Below are 18,361 nucleotides of genomic sequence, written 5' to 3' on the forward strand. Positions count from 1 at the left end.
CCATGAGCCGGTCACGGTCGGTCGGGGCATTCCGGCTCGCCACCGTCCTGCGGCGGCTCACGGTTGCGGGTCAGCGCCGGATTTACACCGGCTTCCCCCCGAACGGGTGTGATGACGACCGGGCCACTCTACCGGCACGCCCCGGCGCCGGCAGGGGCGCGGTACCGGCCGGAACCGCCCGCTCCGGCCCCCGGCGTGCCGTGGCGGCGGCACGAGGGCCGCCGGAGGGCCGCTACGGGGGCATATATCCGGCCATGGTGGCCGCGAACAGGGCCGAGGGGCCCTCGACCGACGGCGGCGGTACGGCTAGATTCCGGGAATGGTGCTGATCGGAGTCGGCCGAACCGCCGACGTGTACGTGCTCGACGAGCGGTGGGTCCTGCGCAGGTACCGCGACGCCGCCGTCGGGGACACGGACGCCGAGAGCGCCCTGATGGCCCACCTCCACGCGTGCGGCTACCCCGTACCGCTGGTGCGCCCCCGCGACGAGCACGCCGCCCGCACCGACCTGGTGCTGGAGCGGCTGGACGGGCCGACCCTGGCCGGCGCGCTGCTCGCCGGCCTGGTCACGCCGCAGGAGGCCGGCACCCTGCTCGCCCTGCTCCTCACCCGGCTGCACCGGGTGCCGCCGCGCGTCGCCGAGGACCCGGCCACGCGGATCCTCCACCTCGACCTGCACCCCGAGAACGTCCTCCTCACCTCCGCCGGCCCTCGTGTCATCGACTGGGCCGCCGCCACGGAGGGTCCGCCCGGCCTCGACTGGGCGATGACCGCCGTGATCCTCGCCCAGTACGCCGCCACCGCCGGGCGCCGTGCGGCCGCGCTGGCGCACGAGGTGCTCGCCGCGCTGCTGTCCGACCCGGAGGCGGCCCGCCTCACCCCGTCCGCGCTGGCGGACGCGCTGCGGCATCGGGCGGCCGACCCGAACATGACGCAGCGTGAGGTCACCGTCCTCGACCAGGCGGGCGCGGCCGTCCGGGAGGTGACCGGACTGCGCGCGGCCTAGAGCGCCGTGGAGCGCCGCGCGGGCGGACGGGCGCCGGCCCGAACCGGACATCTCCCCATGTCAGCAAGGACGTCGGGCTGCCCGCGCCGTGGCGAGCATCACCTGGCAGACTTTCCCCCGTCCGGCTACCAGCGGGTAGATTCGGACAGTCTCTTTTGTGATCACCGGTGATGACCGGTGATCGCGAGTGATCATCCGAGACTTGTTGCCGGTAGCCGCCGCGACGTAACCTCGCGGGACAGTTCAGGAGAAGGGGGCCGTACGTGACCGCTGAGGCCATGGCCGCCGACGGTCAGCCGGCTCTGCGCATCGCGCTCCTCACCTACAAGGGCAACCCGTTCTGCGGCGGACAGGGCGTCTACGTGCGCCACCTCTCGCGCGAACTCGCCCGGCTGGGCCACAGCGTCGAGGTGATCGGCTCCCAGCCCTACCCGGTCCTCGACGAGGGCGACGACCTCGCCGGGCTCTCCCTCACCGAGCTGCCCAGCCTCGACCTCTACCGCCAGCCCGACCCGTTCCGCACCCCGCGCCGCGAGGAGTTCCGGGACTGGGTCGACGCGCTGGAGGTCGCCACCATGTGGACCGGCGGCTTCCCCGAGCCGCTCACCTTCTCGCTGCGCGCCCGCCGCCTGCTGCGCGCCCGCCGCGGCGACTTCGACGTCGTCCACGACAACCAGACCCTCGGCTACGGCCAGCTCGGCGACCTCGGCGCGGCCCTGGTGACCACCGTCCACCACCCCATCACCGTCGACCGGCAGCTCGACCTCGACGCCGCCGACGGCTGGAAGCGCCGCCTGTCGGTGCGCCGCTGGTACGGCTTCACCCGGATGCAGAAGCGCGTCGCCCGCCGCCTGTCCTCGGTGCTCACCGTCTCCGGCAGCTCCCGGCAGGAGATCGTCGACCACCTCGGCGTCAGACCCGAACGCGTCCACGTGGTGTACATCGGCGCCGACACCGACCTGTTCTCGCCCGACGCGGCCGTCGCCAAGGTCCCCGGCCGGATCGTCACCACCTCCAGCGCCGACGTCCCGCTCAAGGGCCTGGTCTTCCTCGTCGAGGCCCTCGCCAAGCTGCGCACCGAACAGCCGCACGCCCACCTGGTGGTGGTCGGCAAGCGGGCCGAGGACGGGCCCGTCGCCCAGGCCATCGAGCGCTACGGCCTCGAGGACGCCGTCGCGTTCGTCAAGGGCATCAGCGACGCCGAACTCGTCGACCTGGTCCGCTCCGCCGAGGTCGCCTGCGTGCCCTCGCTGTACGAGGGCTTCTCACTGCCCGCCGCCGAGGCCATGGCCACCGGCACCCCGCTGGTCGCCACCACCGGCGGCGCCATCCCCGAGGTCGCCGGCCCCGACGGCGAGACCTGCCTGGCCGTGCCGCCCGGCGACCCCGGCGCGCTGGCCGCCGCCCTCGGCCGTCTCCTCGACGACCCCGCGCTGCGGGCCCGCCTCGGCGCCGCCGGCCGCGCCCGCGTGCTGGAACACTTCACCTGGAAGCGCGCCGCCGAGGGCACCGTCGCCCACTACCGCGAGGCCGTCGCACGCCGGCGGACGGGCCGCGCCGCGCCCGTCACCCCCACCCCGACCACCGGCCACTACCGCGAAAGCAGGACCCCGTGCTGACCGTCGACTTCTCCCGGTTCCCGCTCGCCCCGGGCGACCGAGTCCTGGACCTCGGCTGCGGAGGAGGCCGGCACGCCTTCGAGTGCTACAAGCGCGGCGCCCAGGTCGTCGCCCTCGACCGCAACGGCGAGGAGATCCGCGAGGTCGCCAAGTGGTTCGCCGCCATGAAGGAGGCCGGTGAGGCCCCGGCCGGCGCCACCGCCACCGCCATGGAGGGCGACGCCCTCAACCTGCCCTTCCCCGACGCCTCGTTCGACGTCGTCATCATCTCCGAGGTGATGGAGCACATCCCCGACGACAAGGGCGTCCTCGCCGAGATGGTCCGCGTCCTCAAGCCGGGCGGCCGCATCGCCGTCACCGTGCCGCGCTACGGGCCGGAGAAGGTCTGCTGGGCGCTCTCCGACGCCTACCACGAGGTCGAGGGCGGCCACATCCGCATCTACCGGGCGCACGAGCTGCTCGCCAAGATGCGCGAGGCCGGCCTGCGCCCCTACGGCTCCCACCACGCGCACGCGCTGCACTCGCCCTACTGGTGGCTCAAGTGCGCCTTCGGCGTGGACAACGACAAGGCGCTGCCGGTGCGGGCGTACCACAAGCTGCTGGTCTGGGACATCATGAAGAAGCCGCTGGCCACCCGGGTCGCCGAGCGCGCCCTCAACCCGGTCATGGGCAAGAGTTTCGTGGCGTACGCGACCAAGCCGCACCTGCCGGCCGCCGCCGCGGGCGTCGCCGGGACCGACGCGGCCGGGGCCGGGGCCGACGAGCCTGTCGGGGCTGACGCGAAGTGACCACCCCGCGTACCGAGCACCTCGTCCTTCCCGGGGTGCTCACCGCCGAGCAGGCCGCCACCACCGTGCGCGGCCTGCTCGCCGTGCAGCGCGAGGACGGCGCCATCCCCTGGTTCCGCGGCCACCACCTCGACCCGTGGGACCACACCGAGGCCGCCATGGCCCTCGACGCGGCCGGCGAGCACGACGCCGCCGAACGCGCCTACCTGTGGCTCGCCCGGCACCAGAACGAGGACGGCTCCTGGTACGCCGCCTACGCCGACGGCGCCCACGACAAGGTCACCGACCGGTCCCGGGAGTCCAACTTCGTCGCCTACGTGGCGGTCGGCGTCTGGCACCACTACCTGTCCACCGGCGACGACACCTTCCTGGACCGGATGTGGCCGGTCGTCCACGCCGCCGTGGAGTTCGTGCTGCGGCTCCAGCAGAGCGGCGGACAGATCGGCTGGAAGCGCGAGGACGACGGCACCGCGGTGAACGACGCGCTGCTGACCGGCAGTTCGTCCATCCATCACGCGCTGCGGTGCGCGCTGGCGGTCGCCGAGCAGCTGGAGGAGCCGCAGCCCGACTGGGAGCTCGCGGTGGGCGCGCTGCGGCACGCCGTCCGGCTCCACCCCGAGCGGTTCCTCGACAAGAACCGCTACTCCATGGACTGGTACTACCCGGTGCTGGGCGGGGCGATGGAGGGCGCCGAGGCGCGGGAGCGGATCGCCTCGCGCTGGGACGAGTTCGTCGTCCCCGGGCTCGGGGTGCGCTGTGTCGTCCCCAACCCGTGGGTCACGGGGGGCGAGTCCTGCGAACTCGCGCTCGCGCTGTGGGCGGCGGGGGAGTCCGACCGGGCGCTGGAGATCCTCCAGTCCGTGCAGCACCTGCGCGACGAGGAGTCCGGGCTGTACTGGACCGGGCTGGTCTTCGAGGACCGCGCCATATGGCCCGAGGAACTCACCAGTTGGACCGCCGGGTCGCTGCTGCTGGCCGTCGCGGCACTGGGCGGCCACGAGGCGACCTGCGCCGTCTTCGGCGGCGACCGCCTTCCCCGGGGCCTGGACCCCGACTGCTGCGACAGCGCCTCCGACCTCGCCTGACGCCGCCGTTCCGCACCTCGTCCGACGCCGCCGTCCTCCACCTCGTCGTACGCCGTCTCCGGCGCCCGCACGAGGCCGCCGAGGACCCCCGTGTCCCCGGGTGGAGGGCCGGGAGCACCCGGACGGCGGCGCTGGGGTCGCCCGGGGCCGGTGGGTGCGTGACGCTGCGGGGAGAACCGTTCTCTTCCCCGGAGGCACACCCATGCCCGTCACGATGCGCCGCCTGGTACTGGCCGTCACCTTGTGCTGCGCCCTCGTCGCCGGCACCGCCGGCTGCGGCAGCGAGGAGCACTCCACCTCCTCCCCCCAGGCGAACACGCACGCGCAACCGAAGTCCGTCGACGACCAGGCCATGGCGCAGATGCAGGCCGAGGCGAACCAGGCGCAGGCCCAGGAGATGCGGGCCGAGCCCACGCCCACCAGCTCCGCCGAGAAGCAGAAGTTCGCCAAGACCCGCTTCGTGGTGAACGCCGGCCTCGCCGCGGGCGCCACCTACCAGTGGATCGTCAAGCCGTTCCGCTCGGGCAAGTTCAAGAAGGGCGCCGACGGCCGCCGGCTGTCCCTGGTGAAGGCCGGTCTCGCCGGCGTCTTCACCTACAACCGCCTCAAGGCGGCGCTCGACAACGCCAAGGGGGACCCCACCCTCTCGAAGGCGGTCGCCCCGCTGGAGGAAGGCCTCGACAAGCTGAAGGACCTGCCCAAGCAGCTCCGCAAGGGCGACAACACCGACGACATCGTCAACAACTTCGACAGCATGATCAGCGACGTGAAGGACGCGGGCAAGTCCGCCGGCGCCGAGGTGCAGGACAAGGTGCCGTCCGCCGGTCAGCTGCAGAGCGACCAGTGAGGCAGGCCCCGGCCCAGCCCTGACGCGGTACGACGAAGGCCCCCGCCGGTCACCGGCGGGGGCCCTGTCACGAGTTGACGGGAGCCGTCAGCCCCGCTGGATGCCCGAGGAGTCCTGCAGCAGACCACGGCGGCCGTCCTGGGTCTGCGCGATCAGACCCGGACCCCGCTGGTCGACCGCCAGGTACCAGACGCCCGGGGCGAGTTCGGCGATCTGCGTCGGCGAACCGTCCTCCGCGTACAGCGCACGCGGCGCCGGCACGGCGAACCAGAAGGGCGAGAACTCCGGCGACGGCTGCTGCGGCTGGCCCTGCGGACCCGGCCCCTGCTGCGGCTGGCCGCCGAACTGCTGCTGCTGCGCCCCCGGGTAGCCGTACCCCTGCTGCGCGGCCTGCGCACCGTAGGGCTGCTGCGCGGCCGGCCGTGGCGTGGCACTGATCAGCGGCGCCTTGAGCGCCTCCACCGCGCCCCCGGCGACCGCCCCGCCGGCCAGCACCAGCGCCGCGATGAAGCCGAGGATCAGCCCGGCGCCGGCGCCGCCCTCGGAGTCCAGCAGCATCCACAGCAGGTACCAGAAGACGAACACCGTGAAGGCGACGCCGACGGTCCCGAGGTCGTGACCGGCCACCTTGCGGGGCTGGGGCAGGCACCGGTTGACGACGATCAGCGCGGCGCCGATCACGCCGCCCATGAAGACGCCCAGCGCGACGGCCAGGTTGCTCCAGGCCGTGAAGGAGATGCCGTAGTCGTTGTCAACGAGGTCGAGGAACGACGCGATGAACAGCAACAGCGCTGCTCCGATCACCACGCCGTCGCCCCGAGTGAGGGAGCGGATGTTCACTACAAGTCCTTCGTCGTCTCGTGTCGTCGTGTCGTACCGGGCTCTGCCGAGGATTGGACCCTACCGTTCGCACCGACACCGCGGTCACCCGGTGGGCAGGTCCACGCACGTGCGACGCTCATCCGCCCAGGAACCCCACGATTCCGTCGGAAATGCCCTGTGCGGCCTTCTGACGCCACTTGCCGCTGGTCAGCAGCGCGGCGTCCTTGCTGTTCCGCATGTTGCCGCACTCGATGAACACTTTGGGGACCTTCGACAGATTGAGACCCCCCAGATCCTTCCGCGTGACCAGCCCGGTGCCGTCGCCCACGTAGTCGGAGGGCGCGCTGCCGGTGGCCCGCACGAAGTTGCCCGCGACGCGTTCCCCCAGCTCACGGGAGGGGCCGACGATCGGACGGGTGTCCGCGCCGCCCCCGGTGACCGCGCCGGGCAGGATCACGTGGAAACCGCGGGCGTCCGCCGACGAGCCGTCGGCGTGCACCGACACCACGGCGTCCGCCTTCGCCTCGTTGCCGATCTCCGCCCGCTCGTCGATGCACGGCCCCCACGGGCGGTCGCCGTCCTGCGTCAACTTCACCGTGGCGCCCTGCTCCTCCAGCAGGGTGCGCAGCCGCCGGGACACGTCGAGGGTGAACTTCGCCTCCGCGTAACCGGCGTTGGTCGACGTGCCGGTGGTGTCGCACTCCTTGCCGCCGTTGCCGATCCGCACGGTGCGGTTGATCTCGGCGGTGTGCGCGGCGTTGCCGGTGTTGTGCCCCGGGTCGATCACCACCACCTTGCCGCGCAGCGGACCCGAACGGGCGGGCAGCCGGGCGGTGGAGGAGGCGGACGGCGCGGAACTTCCCTCGGGGGTAGGTGACTTGGCGTCGTCTGTTGGTGAACCGCTGCCCTGGTTACGGGAGTCGGGCGACGAGGCGGCGTCGGCGCGGCCGCCGTCGTCCGGGCCGCCGGTCACCGCCCGCTGGACGGCCACCCCCGCGGCGGCCAGCGCCACCACCAGGGCGGCGATCAGCGCGCGGCGGCCCCGGCGGGGACGCGGCGGGGGAGCGGGATCGAATTCCGGGCCTGCGTACGACACGGTGCGAGCCTAACGGGGCGGTGGCCGCTTCCCCGGTGGGGTCGGCCCCGGTGGCTTCCGCCCCGGTGGCTTCCGCCCCGGCTCTCGGACGCCCTGCGCTCGGACGGCCTGAGCTCGGACACGCGGCCTTCGGACGCCCGGCCTCAGACGCCTGTGCCGGTGCGCCGCAGGACCCGCAGCGTGCCGGTCGCCGAGACCTCCGTGAACGCGCCGGACTCCAGCGCGCGCAGGTAGACCCGGTACGGGGCCTGACCGGTGAACTCGTCCAGCTTGACGGGGAAGACGTCGTGGATCACCAGCAGTCCGCCCGGCGCGACGTGCGGGGCCCAGCCCTCGTAGTCGGCGTTCGCGTGCTCGTCGGTGTGCCCGCCGTCCACGAACACCAGGGCCAGCGGCGCGCCCCACACCGAGGCGATCTGCGGGGAGCGCCCGACCAGCGCCACCACATGCTCCTCCAGGCCGGCCCGGTGCAGGGTGCGGCGGAAGGCCGGCAGGGTGTCCATCACCCCCAGCTCGGGGTCGACGGTCTCCGGGTCGTGGTAGTCCCAGCCGGGCTGCTGTTCCTCACTGCCGCGGTGGTGGTCCACGGTGAGCGCGAGGACCCCGGCCCGGCGGGCGGCGTCCGCCAGCAGGATCGTGGAACGCCCGCAGTAGGTGCCGACCTCCAGCAGCGGCAGACCCAGCCGTCCGGCCTCGGTCGCCGCCGCGTACAGGGCGAGGCCCTCGTCGGCGGGCATGAAGCCCTTGGCGGCCTCGAACGCCGCGAGGACCTCGGGGGCGGGGTCGACGGTCGTGGCCATGGTGCTCCTCGGGAGGTACGCGCGGGTGCGGCGGTGCGGGTGGGGTGCGGGTGGTGGTGCGCGCCCATGCTGCCGTACCGGGTGCCGGGGTGGGCGAGGGGGGTTGGAGGGGGCCTGGTCAGCCCGTTTCCTCGCGCAGCGCGGCGGCCAGCGCCGGGTCGACCACCGTCTCGCCGGTCAGCACACGGCGGATCGCGGCGGCCAGTTCGTCGACCGGGCCGTGCTTGACGAGGAACCCGGCGGCCCCGGCGGCGAGCGCGCGGCGCACGGACGCGGGGCGGCCGGAGGTGGCCAGGAGCAGCACGCGGCAGTCGGGGGCCTGGGCGGTCAGCTCGGCCGTCAGGTCCAGGCCGCCGCGGCCGGGGAGGTCCACGTCCAGCAGCGCCACGTCGGGGCGGCGGGTGAGGACGGCGTCGAGCACCTCGTCGCCGGAGCCGGCCTGCGTCACGACCTTCAGGTCCGGGTGCATCTCCAGCAGCAGGGCGAGGCCGCCGTGCGCGGTGCGGGGGTCCTCGGCGAGGAGGAGGCGGACGGAACGGGCGGGCCGGTGCGACGGGGGCATCTCGTTCACGGGCCCAGCGTAGGTTCGCCGCCGCTCCCCGCCCTCCGCTCCCACCTCCGCGCCCGGGTGATTCTCCGCGGCAGCGCCCCCGGCGGCGTGGGATCCGCCGGGGCAGGAAGGGGCCGGGAACGGGGGCGTCAGACCGTGGCGAGGGGGGACTGCTGGAGGGGGACGGGGCGGACGGGGACGGGGGCGGAGTCCGCGGTGGTGTCCGCGGCGGCGTCCGCGGGGGGCGCGAGGACCGTGGCCAGGCCGCACGGTTCCTCGCCCGTGGCGTACGGCAGCCGCAGCTCACCCCCCTCGTCGAACCGCCCCGCCCCGGTGAGCCAGCCGGCCGGCGCGGCCACGTGCCACACCCGCCGGTCGGCCGGCCGCCACAGCCCGATCCAGGTACCGCCCACTCCGTCCACCCGCAGCGCCACCGAGCAGGCCTCGGGCGTCAGTACCTGCCCCGGCTGGACGGCGAACGGCGTCATCACGCACTCGGCGGGGCACAGCCCCTCGGGGAACCGCACGGGCAGCGTCGAGCCCAGCACGCCCCAGCCGAGCCGGTGCCGCCCCGGGGAGGGGGCGTCCGAGCGGATCAGCAGCAGTCCGCTGTCCGGGTCGGCCGTCACCAGCCGGTCGTCGCTCTCCGCGGAGATCTGCAGCAGCGGCGAGACCTCGCAGCCGCGCGCCAGGTCCACCACCACGGTCTTGGTGCGGCCGCCCGCCTCACGGTCGAGGGCCAGCATCCGGCCCTCGTGGTCCAGCCACACGCCGCCCGAGCAGCGGCCCCGGATCTCGCCCAGGTGCTCCGGACCGCAGGGACCGCCCGCCACCAGCCACACCGCCGTGGACCCGCCCGGGCTGACCGCGACCGCGTAGGCCCGCCGGCCGTCGGGGGCGGGCGGCAGCAGCCGCAGCGACTCGCCGTCCGGGCACTCCACGGAACCGACGGACAGCTCGCCCGTTGCGGGACCGGTGGGGTAGAGCAGGGTGAAGGTGTGCCGCAGGTCGGCCGTGCGGTGGATCAGCACCCGGCCGTCGCTCATCGGCTGGACCTCGGCGTCCGGCTCCTCCGGCTGGTTGCCGGGCAGCGGGACGACGTACGGCTCCGGCCCGCCGAGGGTCCACCGCTCGGGGAGCCAGGACTCGCCGTCCGCGGCCAGGGTCAGCCGCGCGGCGTACGTCCCGTCGCGGGTCAGCACGCACTCCGGCGCGGGCGGGGGCAGATACCGCGCCACGGGACGGGGCGCGGTCGGCTCCCGCACCCAGCGCGAGGCGGGACGGGGAGACGCAGACGTCTCCCCCGCGACGCGGGCCGGACGTGTGGTCCGCGCGGTGGTCACCTCGGCGCCCTTCAGCACCACGGGCCGCACGCCCCGCACCCCCTGCGGGGTCGGCACGGCGAACCCCTGGCCCAGGGAAGCTCCGGCTCCCGCCGCCGGCCTGGGTGGAGCGGGGGCGGCGGCCGTGCCGGGGGCGACCTCGCGAGGGCCGGTCGGGCCGGGGCCGGACGGGCCTGGGCCCGCGGCCGGCACGCCGCCGGTCTCCCGGGGCGACGGGAACACCAGGCCGCCGTCGCCGTCGCGGTCACCGGGCACGGCGTCCGCGGGGACCGGCCGGAGGTTCCCCGCGCCCTGCGCGAGCCGTACCGCGCGGACACCCCGCGCGTTCTCGGACGGTACGGCCGCTGTTCCCCGGGCGTCCTCGCCCACAGGTGTTCCGCGCCCGACTGTTCCGCGCCCGAAGGGCGGGGCCGTCGCCGTTCCCGGGGCGTCCCCGGCGGCAGGTGTTCCGCGACCGCCGGGCGGTGCGGTGGCGGCCGCGCGGGCGGCCCCGCCCTGGGGCGCACCGCCCCCCGCCACCGGCAGGGTCCGCACGACCGTCGCGCCCTGGGGCGGCGGCACCGCCCCGGGGCTGGCCGCGCCCGGGGCCGCGGGGGTCACCGCCAGCACGTACGGCGGCGTCGTGGACGGCGCGGACGGCGTCGCGTCCGCGCCGGCGGCCGGGGCGGGAAGCGCCCCGGCGTCGTCAGGTTCCGGCGCCGCCTGGGCGCCCACTTCGGTCATGGTCACGTCGTCGTCCCCCGAAGCCCCCGGCTCGACGTCGTGGAGAGCCTGGGAGAGGTACAGGCTGTCATCCTCGGGTCACCTCCAGTGACGAAACCTAGGTTCGTACGCGCGCCCGGATGAGCCCCCGCTCCCCGCTTCACCCGTACGTGTGGCCCTCCCGCCGTTCCCGTGCCCCGCCGCCACCCCGTGTGCTGGCCCGCCGCCGGTGGGTCCGGGCCCACCGGCGGCCAGGTAGCCTTGCCCCCGTGCCCCGTCTGTCTGAAGTCATCGCCGCCCTGGAGAACCTCTGGCCCGCCGAGCGCGCCGAGTCCTGGGACGCCGTCGGGACCGTCGCGGGCGACCCGGACCAGGAGGTCACCCGCGTGCTGTTCGCGGTCGACCCGGTCCGGGAGACCGTCGACGAGGCCGTGAAGCTCGGCGCGGACCTGCTGGTCACCCACCACCCCCTCTACCTGCGCGGCACGACCACCGTCGCGGCGTCGACGTTCAAGGGCCGTGTGGTGCACGACCTGATCAAGAACGACGTCGCCCTGCACGTGGCGCACACCAACGCCGACAAGGCCGACCCCGGCGTCTCCGACGCCCTGGCCGGAGCCCTCGGCCTGCGCGTGCTGCGCCCCCTCGTGCCGGACCGCGACGACCCGGCCGGCCGCCGCGGCCTCGGCCGCGTCTGCGAGCTCGACGCCCCCGAGACGCTGCGGGAGTTCGCCGCCCGCGCCGCCGCGAGCCTGCCCGCCACCGCGCAGGGCATCCGGCTGGCCGGCGACCCGGAGGCGAGGATCCGCACCGTCGCCGTCAGCGGCGGCTCCGGCGACAGCCTCTTCGACGACGTCCGCGCCGCCGGCGTCGACGCCTTCCTCACCGCGGACCTGCGCCACCACCCGGTGAGCGAGGCCCGCGCCCACAGTCCTCTCGCGCTGATCGACGCGGCCCACTGGGCCACCGAGCAGCCCTGGTGCCAGCTGGCCGCCGCCCAGCTGGAGGAGATCTCCGAACGGCACGGCTGGAACCTGCGGGTCCACGTGTCCACGACGGTCACCGACCCCTGGACCGCCCACGCGGCGTCCACCCACCCCACCCACTGACCTCACCTACTGGAGCCCCCAACTGAACGCCGCGCCCGCCGACCAGATCCGCCTCCTCGACGTCCAGGCCCTGGACACCCGTCTCCAGCAGCTGGCCCACAAGCGCCGCTCGCTGCCCGAGCACGCCGAGATCGAGTCGCTGAACAAGGACCTCGCCCAGCTGCGCGACCTGCTCGTGGCCGCGCAGACCGAGGAGAGCGACTGCGCCCGCGAGCAGACCAAGGCCGAGCAGGACGTCGACCAGGTCCGCAAGCGCGCCGCCCGCGACCAGCAGCGCCTGGACTCCGGCGCCGTGTCCTCCCCGAAGGACCTGGAGAACCTGCAGCGCGAGATCACCTCGCTGGCCAAGCGCCAGGGCGACCTCGAGGACGTCGTCCTCGAGGTGATGGAGCGCCGCGAGTCCGCCCAGGCGCGCGTCGCCGAGCTCACCGAGCGCGTCTCCGCCGTCCAGGGCAAGCTCGACGACGCCACCGCCCGCCGCGACGCCGCCTTCGGCGAGCTCGACGGAGAGAGCGCCACCGTCACCAAGGAGCGCCAGGTTGTCGCCGTCTCCGTGCCGGCCGACCTGCTCAAGCTGTACGAGAAGCTGCGCGAGCAGCAGGGCGGGGTCGGCGCCGCGCGCCTCTACCAGCGCCGCTGCGAGGGCTGCCAGCTGGAGCTCAACATCACCGAGGTCAACGAGGTCCGCGCCGCGGCCCCGGAGACGGTGGTGCGCTGCGAGAACTGCCGCCGCATCCTGGTCCGCACCTCCGAGTCGGGTATCTGACCCTCCTCTCCTTCCAAGGGGCTTTGCGCGTGCGGGAGTTCGTGATCGAGGCCGACGGCGGGTCCCGGGGCAACCCGGGGCCCGCCGGCTACGGCGCGGTGGTGGCCGACGCGGTGACCGGCGAGGTCCTCGCCGAGACCGCCGAGTACCTGGGCGTCACCACCAACAACGTGGCCGAGTACAGCGGCCTGGTGGCCGGCCTGCGCGCCGTGCGGGAACTCGCCGCCGCCGAGTCGGCGTCGGGCGGCGAGGTGTCGGTCCGCGTCCGCATGGACTCCAAGCTGGTCGTCGAGCAGATGTCGGGCCGCTGGAAGATCAAGCACCCCGGCCTCGCACCGCTCGCCGAGGAGGCGCGCGGCGTGCTGCCGTCCGCGAACGTCACCTACGAGTGGATCCCGCGCAAGGAGAACAAGCGCGCCGACCGTCTCGCCAACGAGGCGATGGACGCGGGCGCGCGGGGGGAGGCGTGGATGCCGTCCGGGCGTCCGGCCCCCACCGAGAAGCACCTCGCCGACCTGCGCGCCGCCACGGGCGTGGCGGCGAAGCCGGCCGAGGGCCCCGCACCTGCCAGGGGCGCCGCCCCCGCCGAGGGCCCCGGCTCCAGCGAGGGCCCCGGGTCCAGCGAAGCCCCCAGGTCCAGCGAGACCCCCCGATCCGCCGAGGCCGCGGGATCCGTCGAGGCCGCCGGATCCGTCGAGGCCGCCGTCCGGGAGGCTCCGCGGCAGGACGCCCCCCAGCAGGAGGCCCCGCAGGGTGCTCACCGGCCGGGCGCACCGCGGCAGGACGCCGGCGGGCAGGCCGCCCCCCGGCAGGGCTGGTCCGCCCCCGACCTCGGCGCCCCGGCCACGCTCGTCCTGCTCCGCCACGGCGAGACCCCGCTGACCCCGCAGAAGCGGTTCTCCGGCAGCGGCGGCACCGACCCGTCCCTCTCCGAGGCCGGCCTCGAGCAGGCGCGCCGCGCCGCCCGGCTCCTGGCCGCCCGCGGCACCGTGCAGGCGATCGTCAGCTCCCCGCTGGCCCGCACCCGCGAGACCGCCGCCGTCGTCGCCGACCGCCTCGGCCTCGACGTCACGGTCGACGACGGCCTGCGCGAGACCGACTTCGGCGCCTGGGAGGGCCTCACCTTCGCCGAGGTCATGGAGCGGCACCCCGAGGACCTGGACGCCTGGCTGGCCTCGCCCGACGCCCGTCCCACCGGGGGCGGCGAGAGCTTCAACACCACCGCCGTGCGGGTCGAGGAGGCCCGCGACCGCCTGATCGCCGCCCACGCGGGCCGCACGGTCCTGCTGGTCACCCACGTGACGCCCATCAAGACCCTGGTCCGCCTCGCGCTCGGCGCACCGCCGGAGGCCCTGTTCCGCATGGAGCTCTCCGCCGCGTCGATCTCGGCCGTCGCCCACTACGCCGACGGCAACGCCAGCCTCCGCCTCTTCAACGACACCTCACACCTGCGCTGAACGCACCGGGCTTCCTGCCGCGCGGCGGTCAGTGGATCTCCCGCACCACCACGTCCAGCGCCCACGGCTTCCCCGCCTTCGCCGGAGGCTCTGCCTCCACCGTGTGGCCGAGGTCCCGCAACGCCTCCACCAGCTCCGCCGGGTCCTCGGGGTCGACGCCCCCGGTCAGCAGGGCGCGCACGATGCGCCCCTTCGTCGCCTTGTTGAAGTGGCTCACCACGGACCGCTTCTCCACGCCGTCCACCACCTGCGCGTGCAGCACCCGCACCGTGGCGGTCCGCCCCGCGACCTCGCCCTTGGGCTTCCACGCGGCCGCGTACGCCGAGGACCGCAGGTCCAGCACCAGCCCGTCCCCGGCCGCCTCGGGCATCGCCTCGGCCGTCGGCCCGCGCCAGTGCGCGGCCAGCGCACCGGCGCCCGGCAGCTTCACCCCCATCGAGCAGCGGTACGACGGGATGGCGTCGCCCACGCCCACGGCGCCCCACAGCCCGGACAACACCAGCAGCTGCCGCGCGGCCCGCTCCCGGGCGGCGTCGTCCAGGCCACCCAACCCCAGCGCGTCGTACAGCACGCCCGTGTAGATCTCCCCGGCCGGCCGCGCCCCCGCCGTCAGCAGCCCCGCGTTCTTGGCGACCTCTCCGCGCAGCCCTTCGCTCAGCCCGAGCACCTCACGGGCCTTCTCCTCGTCGCCGGAGCACAGCTCCACCAGCTCCTCCAGCACCGCCCGCCGGGCCCCGTTCAGCGCGGGCAGCGACAACGACTCCAGCCGCACCGGGGCGCCGTCACCGGACGGCGCCTTGCCTTCGGAGGGGGGCAGCAGGACGAGCACGGGGGACTCCTTCAGGGATCGCGGAACCCAGCCAGCCTACGACGCGCGTCCTGCGTGGTGTTTCGTGGTGCGGGCCCACCGCCCTGTGCCACGATCGAGGGACAGCACCTCGATCTCCGGGACGGTGATCAGCGCATGTCCGACTCTGGTGAGCGACCGAACGGAGGGCGTGACATGACCGCCATGGCACACGAGCCGCTCACGCACAGTGACGTCGTGCTCGAAGGCTTCCTCGCCCTGGACACCCCGGAGGGCTTCCGGGCAGAGCTGATCGAGGGGGAGATCGTCGTGACGCCACCGCCCGACGGGGACCACGAGAAGTACATCAACCTGCTCGCCAAGCAGGTGTACAGGATGTCCGAGACCGACATGGACTTCTCGGGCAACAAGGGACTGAAGCTGGCGAGAGGCGGGGCATGCCCGAAGAACCACGTCGTTCCGGACGGAACCTTCGCTCCGTCGTCACTCGACCTCTTCGGTGGGGCCGAACCCTGGATGCCGTGCGACGGCGTCGCCATGGTCGTCGAGGTGACGTCGTCACGCGCGACGACGGACCGGGAGGCCAAGCGGCGCTGCTACGCACGCGGTGGGGTCCCGCTCTACCTCCTCGTGGACCGCGAACTCTCCTCCCTCACCCTTTTCGGCGAACCCGAGGGCGACGACTACCTCCGGGCGGTCAAGGGGCCCTTCGGCAAGCCCGTCGCGCTCCCCGAGCCGTTCGGCTTCGAGCTCGACACCTCCGAGTTCCTCTGATTCGGGCCCCCTCCGCCCCGGTCGGGCGGCCTGCCCGCGCCCGGTAGCATGGTGCCCACGGCAGACGAGCCGGGCGGGCGGCCGCGTGAGTGCCTCAGGGCGCTCCCGAGGAACGTCCGGGCTCCACAGGGCAGGGTGGTGGCTAACGGCCACCCGGGGTGACCCGCGGGACAGTGCCACAGAAAGCAGACCGCCGGGGACCTCGGTCCTCGGTAAGGGTGAAACGGTGGTGTAAGAGACCACCAGTGCCCAGGGTGACCTGGGCAGCTAGGTAAACCCCACCTGGAGCAAGGTCAAGAGGGGCATCCTCCGCGAGGAGGGCGCCCTGCGCGGACGATCGAGGGCGGCCCGCCCGATGTCCGCGGGTAGACCGCTGGAGGCCGGTGGCAACGCCGGTCGTAGATGGATGGCCGTCGCCGACGGGACCGCGAGGCCCCGTCGGAACAGAACCCGGCGTACAGCCCGACTCGTCTGCCCCAGCTTTCCCCGGACTTCGGTCCGGGGCCCCGGGCTTCGGCCGGATCAGGTGAGGTCTCCGCCGTCACTGCCCGCATCGCCTGAGCGGTGACATGCCCATGAGCTTAGATGGACGCATGTCTGTCACGAGCAACAAGCAGTCGCAGGCCATGGAGCCGCGTGTCCTGCTCGCCGCTTCGGTCACCGCGCTCCTGTGGGCCTCCGCCTTCGTGTCGATCCGTGCGTGCGCCGACTACTTCTCCCCCGGAGCGCTGGCCCTGGGCAGGCTCCTGTCGGGCTCCCTCGTCCTGGTGGCCGTCCTCCTGGCGACCAGGGGCGGGCTGCCGTCGCGCAAGGCCTGGCCGGGCATCGCGTGTTCGGGGGTGCTCTGGTTCGGCGGCTACATGGTGCTGCTGAACTGGGGCGAGCAACTGGTCGACGCCGGGACCGCGGCGATGGTCGTCAACATCGGGCCGCTGGTCATCGCGCTGCTCGGTGGCTGGCTGCTCAAGGAGGGGTTCCCGCCCATGCTGCTGGCGGGCATGGCCGTGTCGTTCGCCGGCGCGGTGGTGGTCGGTCTCTCGATGTCGGGGGAGGGGGAGTCCTCGACGCTGGGCGTGCTGCTCTGCCTCCTGGCGGCCCTCGCCTACGGCGGCGGCGTGGTCCTGCAGAAGCCGGCGCTGAAGCACGCGACCCCTCTCCAGGTCACCACCTTCGGCTGCCTGATCGGCGCGGTCGTCTGCCTGCCGTTCGCCGGCCAGCTGGTGCGGGACCTGGGCACCGCCCCCGCCACGGCCACCCTGAACGTCGTCTACCTGGGGGTCTTCCCGACGGCGCTGGCCTTCAGCACCTGGGCCTACGCGCTGTCGCGGATCAGCGCCGGCTCGCTCGGGGCCACCACCTACGCGGTGCCCGCGGTCGTGGTGCTGATCTCGTGGATCGCCCTGGACGAGGTCCCCGGCTGGCTCACCCTGCTCGGCGGCGCGGTGTGCCTGGCGGGTGTGGCCGTCTCCCGGATGCGGCGACCCGCGGGACGGGCCGCGGCCGCGACGGCCGCGGCGACGCCGGAGGTGGCGGGCGAAGCGGGTCCGGGAGGCATCGAGCCCGAGGCGGACGAGGTGCGCACCGACTCCGGGCGCTGACCGGACCGGGGGCGCGGAGGGCCCCAGGCGCCCCGCACCGCCGCCGGGCCGCGGCGCCGTCACCGGGCCGCCGCACCGTCGCCGCACCCCGCCAGGCCCGCCGCACCTCCACCGGCCCCCACCGGGCCGCCGCCCCCCACCGCACCCCGCCGGACCGCCGCACCCCCACCGGCGACGGCGCGGCTCGCCGGCTCGGACCGGCGCGAACGCAGCCGTTCCGTACCCGGCCGACGCCGCGGCCCGCCTACGTCAACCCGCGCGCACAGCGCAGAGAGGACCCGCCGTGAACCCGGCCCCCACCGACCAGCACCGACGAGCCGAGGTCTTCCGCCGGCTCCACGAGGCGGACGTGCCGTTCGTCGTCCCCAACCCCTGGGACGCGGGCACCGCGCGCATCCTGCACACCCTCGGCTTCTCCGCGCTCGCCACCACCGGCGCGGGCCTCGCCCACGCCCGGGGCCTGCCGGACGGGGAGGGCCGGCTCGGCCGGGCGGAGGTCCTGGAGAACGCCAGGGACATCGTCGCGGCGACGCCGCTGCCCGTCACCGCCGACCTGGAGAGCGGCTTCGGCGACACACCGCAGGAGGTGGCCCGGACGATCCGGCTGGCCGCCGAGGCGGGACTGGTCGGCGGATCCGTCGAGGACTCCACGGGCAGGCCGGACGACCCGGTCAGGCCGCTGGAGGAGGCGGTCGAACGGATCACCGCGGCGGTGGAGGCCGCCCGCGGACTCGACTTTCCCTTCACCGTCACCGCCAGGGCCGAGAACTTCTTCCAGGGCAGGCCCGACCTGCCGGACACCGTCCGCCGGCTCCAGGCCTACCAGGAGGCCGGCGCGGACGTCCTCTACGCACCCGGGCTCCCGGACGCCGACGCCGTCCGCGCCGTCTGCTCCGCGGTGGACCGGCCCGTCAACGTGCTGATGGGGGCGCCCGCCCTCGCCCTGACCGTCGACGAACTGGGAGAGCTGGGAGTCCGTCGCATCAGCGTGGGCTCCGCCATGTCGCGGGCCGCGCTCGGCGCCCTCGTCCGCGCCGCGCAGGAGATCATGACCCACGGCTCCTTCACCTTCGGAGCCGACGCCCTCCCGTACGCCGAGGTCAACGCGATGATGACGGCCGCACCCCCGACCGGCCCGCAGGACCTCCGCGCGCCCTGAGTCCCGCGAGCCCGTGAGTCCCGGCATCCCGG

General features: G+C 74.6%; 16 protein-coding genes, 1 other RNA gene, 1 pseudogene and 1 riboswitch. Of the genes and pseudogenes, 12 read left to right on the forward strand and 6 right to left on the reverse strand.

From position 1 onward, the window contains the following. Positions 1-24: 24 nt before the first annotated feature. A riboswitch (cobalamin riboswitch) is annotated at positions 25-98 on the reverse strand. A gap of 221 nt (positions 99-319) precedes the next feature. The 5 genes from ABT026_RS19400 to ABT026_RS19420 all read left to right on the forward strand — a co-directional run bounded on the left by ABT026_RS19400 (position 320) and on the right by ABT026_RS19420 (position 5,345). Then, positions 320-1,006, forward strand: a complete 687-nt coding sequence (locus ABT026_RS19400) for a phosphotransferase (RefSeq protein ID WP_351115849.1) — start codon at positions 320-322, stop codon at positions 1,004-1,006. A 278-nt stretch (positions 1,007-1,284) separates the two neighbouring features. Further along, on the forward strand, positions 1,285-2,625 hold the full coding sequence (locus ABT026_RS19405) for a glycosyltransferase family 4 protein (protein ID WP_351115892.1): 1,341 nt from the start codon (positions 1,285-1,287) through the stop codon (positions 2,623-2,625). Then, a complete protein-coding gene (locus tag ABT026_RS19410) occupies positions 2,619-3,413 on the forward strand; it encodes a class I SAM-dependent methyltransferase (RefSeq protein ID WP_351115850.1) in 795 nt (264 codons plus the stop codon). Before ABT026_RS19405 ends, ABT026_RS19410 begins: the two co-directional genes overlap by 7 nt. Further along, positions 3,410-4,498 (forward strand): prenyltransferase/squalene oxidase repeat-containing protein, encoded by a 1,089-nt coding sequence (locus ABT026_RS19415; RefSeq protein WP_351115852.1) that lies wholly within the window; start codon positions 3,410-3,412, stop codon positions 4,496-4,498. Before ABT026_RS19410 ends, ABT026_RS19415 begins: the two co-directional genes overlap by 4 nt. Before the next feature lie 202 nt (positions 4,499-4,700). Continuing rightward, positions 4,701-5,345, forward strand: coding sequence for a hypothetical protein (locus ABT026_RS19420; protein ID WP_351115853.1), 645 nt, complete (start codon positions 4,701-4,703; stop codon positions 5,343-5,345). 87 nt (positions 5,346-5,432) lie between these two features. Here ABT026_RS19420 and ABT026_RS19425 read toward each other — a convergent pair whose 3' ends face one another. The 5 genes and pseudogenes from ABT026_RS19425 to ABT026_RS32190 form a co-directional block, all read right to left on the reverse strand. Further along, positions 5,433-6,185 carry a hypothetical protein gene (locus ABT026_RS19425; protein WP_351115854.1) on the reverse strand — a complete coding sequence of 251 codons (753 nt, stop codon included), beginning with the start codon at positions 6,183-6,185 and terminating at the stop codon, positions 5,433-5,435. Positions 6,186-6,303: 118 nt separating this feature from the next. Further along, positions 6,304-7,263 (reverse strand): N-acetylmuramoyl-L-alanine amidase, encoded by a 960-nt coding sequence (locus tag ABT026_RS19430; protein ID WP_351115856.1) that lies wholly within the window; start codon positions 7,261-7,263, stop codon positions 6,304-6,306. Between the two features lie 143 nt (positions 7,264-7,406). Then, complete coding sequence (locus tag ABT026_RS19435; RefSeq protein ID WP_351115857.1) at positions 7,407-8,063, reverse strand: class I SAM-dependent methyltransferase; 657 nt, start codon at positions 8,061-8,063, stop codon at positions 7,407-7,409. Positions 8,064-8,202: 139 nt separating this feature from the next. Further along, positions 8,203-8,634 (reverse strand): annotated as a pseudogene (locus ABT026_RS19440) (response regulator); the annotation flags it as partial. Positions 8,635-8,762: 128 nt separating this feature from the next. Further along, positions 8,763-10,679 (reverse strand): hypothetical protein, encoded by a 1,917-nt coding sequence (locus ABT026_RS32190; protein WP_502968013.1) that lies wholly within the window; start codon positions 10,677-10,679, stop codon positions 8,763-8,765. Between the two features lie 248 nt (positions 10,680-10,927). On the opposite strand from ABT026_RS32190, the gene ABT026_RS19450 reads away from it, so the two are divergent. Genes ABT026_RS19450 through ABT026_RS19460 form a run of 3 tightly spaced genes read left to right on the forward strand, consistent with a single transcriptional unit; the run spans position 10,928 to position 13,990 of the window. Beyond that, complete coding sequence (locus ABT026_RS19450; RefSeq protein WP_351115859.1) at positions 10,928-11,767, forward strand: Nif3-like dinuclear metal center hexameric protein; 840 nt, start codon at positions 10,928-10,930, stop codon at positions 11,765-11,767. A 22-nt stretch (positions 11,768-11,789) separates the two neighbouring features. After that, the gene (locus ABT026_RS19455) at positions 11,790-12,533 is read left to right on the forward strand and encodes a zinc ribbon domain-containing protein (protein ID WP_351115895.1); all 744 of its coding nucleotides are present in this window, start codon (positions 11,790-11,792) and stop codon (positions 12,531-12,533) included. Between the two features lie 29 nt (positions 12,534-12,562). Continuing rightward, positions 12,563-13,990, forward strand: a complete 1,428-nt coding sequence (locus ABT026_RS19460; protein ID WP_351115860.1) for a bifunctional RNase H/acid phosphatase — start codon at positions 12,563-12,565, stop codon at positions 13,988-13,990. Positions 13,991-14,018: 28 nt separating this feature from the next. On the opposite strand, the gene yaaA is transcribed toward ABT026_RS19460, so the two are convergent. Beyond that, positions 14,019-14,819, reverse strand: a complete 801-nt coding sequence (gene yaaA / locus ABT026_RS19465; RefSeq protein ID WP_351115861.1) for a peroxide stress protein YaaA — start codon at positions 14,817-14,819, stop codon at positions 14,019-14,021. A 183-nt stretch (positions 14,820-15,002) separates the two neighbouring features. On the opposite strand from yaaA, the gene ABT026_RS19470 reads away from it, so the two are divergent. From ABT026_RS19470 to ABT026_RS19485, 4 genes are all read left to right on the forward strand, one after another. Next, positions 15,003-15,572 (forward strand): Uma2 family endonuclease, encoded by a 570-nt coding sequence (locus tag ABT026_RS19470; protein ID WP_502968014.1) that lies wholly within the window; start codon positions 15,003-15,005, stop codon positions 15,570-15,572. A 65-nt stretch (positions 15,573-15,637) separates the two neighbouring features. Continuing rightward, positions 15,638-16,046, forward strand: an RNA gene (gene rnpB, locus ABT026_RS19475) — RNase P RNA component class A. A 119-nt stretch (positions 16,047-16,165) separates the two neighbouring features. Continuing rightward, positions 16,166-17,170, forward strand: coding sequence for a DMT family transporter (locus ABT026_RS19480; protein ID WP_351115864.1), 1,005 nt, complete (start codon positions 16,166-16,168; stop codon positions 17,168-17,170). Positions 17,171-17,453: 283 nt separating this feature from the next. After that, positions 17,454-18,329: an isocitrate lyase/PEP mutase family protein gene (locus ABT026_RS19485; RefSeq protein ID WP_351115865.1), complete on the forward strand. Its 876-nt coding sequence runs from the start codon at positions 17,454-17,456 to the stop codon at positions 18,327-18,329. Positions 18,330-18,361: the final 32 nt, after the last annotated feature.

Source organism: Streptomyces sp. NPDC002734, assembly GCF_040295685.1.
Classification (GTDB): domain Bacteria; phylum Actinomycetota; class Actinomycetes; order Streptomycetales; family Streptomycetaceae; genus Streptomyces.